The organism is Devosia psychrophila (assembly GCF_000971275.1).
In the GTDB taxonomy this organism is placed as follows: domain Bacteria; phylum Pseudomonadota; class Alphaproteobacteria; order Rhizobiales; family Devosiaceae; genus Devosia; species Devosia psychrophila.
Map to the genome: position 1 here is coordinate 1 of NZ_LAPV01000185.1, position 1823 is coordinate 1823.

Sequence of the window (1823 nt, forward strand, 5' to 3'; positions counted from 1 at the left end):
GCCGTGCAGACCGGGCGCAGCATTTCTGACCGCGTCATCTTGCAGCTTTCCCCGTCGGATCATCGCATGGACCAGAAAATGCGAACCATGATCTGGGGGATTTCTATTTCACTGAGTGAACTTGATAGCGATGACCGCGGGATCGCCCAAGACTTGGCTCGGTTTGCCATGTCCGCAGCGGAGTTCGGGCTCTACAGCTTCGCCTATGGAGCCAATACCATCGGAAAAGCTGCGGTCGTAGTCAACGCCGGCTTCGATTACATTTGCGGGACGGCCGTCCATAGTACGGTTCCCACTCCACGCCCCCATTCGCGGTTTACGCCTTTATTCGGCGATAATGCTGCGCAAGCCGGAGACGCAGAACGTCAGGCTAGTGGGAGAAGGAGCCCCCGTTTCGCGCCACTCAATCCAAATTCTACCCTTACGTTCCCCGATAGACAGCAGCATGCCTGCCGTATTCCCAACGTGTCCGCGTCTGGGGCTGCTGTGCTGAGTTCTGCTGCGGTAGAAGTAGGATCGTACCTAGCCATTGGGTGCATCGGGGCGCAGGTGACCCGGGTTGCCAAAGGTGGATTTTCCGTCAGGTTTCTTGAAGTACAGCAGCCCTCTGTAATCGAAATCGCTCTTCAGACGCCCCTTGCTGGGGACAAGCTTCTGGTAAACCTGAGGGTTCTTAGCGGTTAATATAGTAAGCCGCGCAACATTGACGCTGCGTCCTGATTTATTTCCCCCCCTTTCCAGGCATTGTTCAACGCCTACCGGAGTAACAGTGCGCAAAGATCCTCGCGGCCCAGAAGACGACCTAGCGATGAGCATCCTAGAGGCCAGCTCAAACTGCATCATGGTTCTGGATTTGGACGGCCAGATCACCTCTCTTAACGATGCTGGTGCCCGTTCGCTGGAGTTGGAGAACCGGCAAGCCTTGGATGGACAGGATTGGACCGACCTTTGGTCAGGACAATATCATTCTGACGCTAGCGACGCCATAAAAGGCGCACGACGTGGACAGCGAGGCGGCTTCACAGCGAATTGCCTTTCTGCTCGTGGTACGGTCTTGTGGTGGGACGTAGTTGTGAGTCCGGTCAAAACAGCCAGTGGCGATGTTGCACGTATTGCTGTGATCGCTCACGATCTCACTGAGACCAGGAGAGCATCCGAGGAAGTAGACGTTGCCCGCAATAGCCTGGACGCGGTTCTGAGCAGCACCACTGACAGCATTGTAGTAGTCGACCACGATTGGAACGTGATTTATCTAAACAAGCGGGCTGCTAGCAGTGTTGGGCGTAATGGACGCTTGGCAATCGGCGAAAACATCTGGGAGGCTTACCCGGAGCAGGTAGGGACAGTGTTCCACGAGAACTATATCCGCGCGTTAAAAACACAGACGCCCGTGACGTTCGAAGGATACTTGATAGAACTGGGTGTTTGGCTCGAGGTGCGTGCTTTCCCCACCGGAAGTAGCTTGTCGATCTTTTTTCATGACATCACGGAGGCCAAAAAGACGCGTGATGAGATTTACCGCTTAGCTCATCATGATGCGCTTACGGGTCTGCCAAACCGGGCTATGTTCCTGAAGAAGTTGGAAACCTCCTTGGCGGAAGCCGTCGTGAGTAGGGGCTCCCGCGCCGTGGTGCATGTCGATCTGGACGACTTCAAAAACATCAACGACACTTTGGGACACGACGCTGGTGACGCGATGCTTTTGGCTGCAGCGCAGCGACTGAGAAAATGGGTTCCAGCTAGCGGACTTGTTGGTCGCGTTGGTGGGGATGAATTTGCTCTGCTCTTGTGTGAAGACATAAGCCTGTCCCAAGTCGAAATAC

The 1823-nt window shown here is 54.9% G+C and carries 1 protein-coding gene and 1 pseudogene; both read left to right on the forward strand.

Annotated features, from left to right (window positions below; all coding sequences use genetic code 11):
- A pseudogene (locus WH91_RS25140) lies at positions 1-684 on the forward strand (hypothetical protein); the annotation flags it as partial.
- A gap of 124 nt (positions 685-808) precedes the next feature.
- The coding region (locus WH91_RS19830) for a diguanylate cyclase domain-containing protein (protein WP_046172751.1) at positions 809-1823 on the forward strand (1015 nt) is incomplete at its 3' end.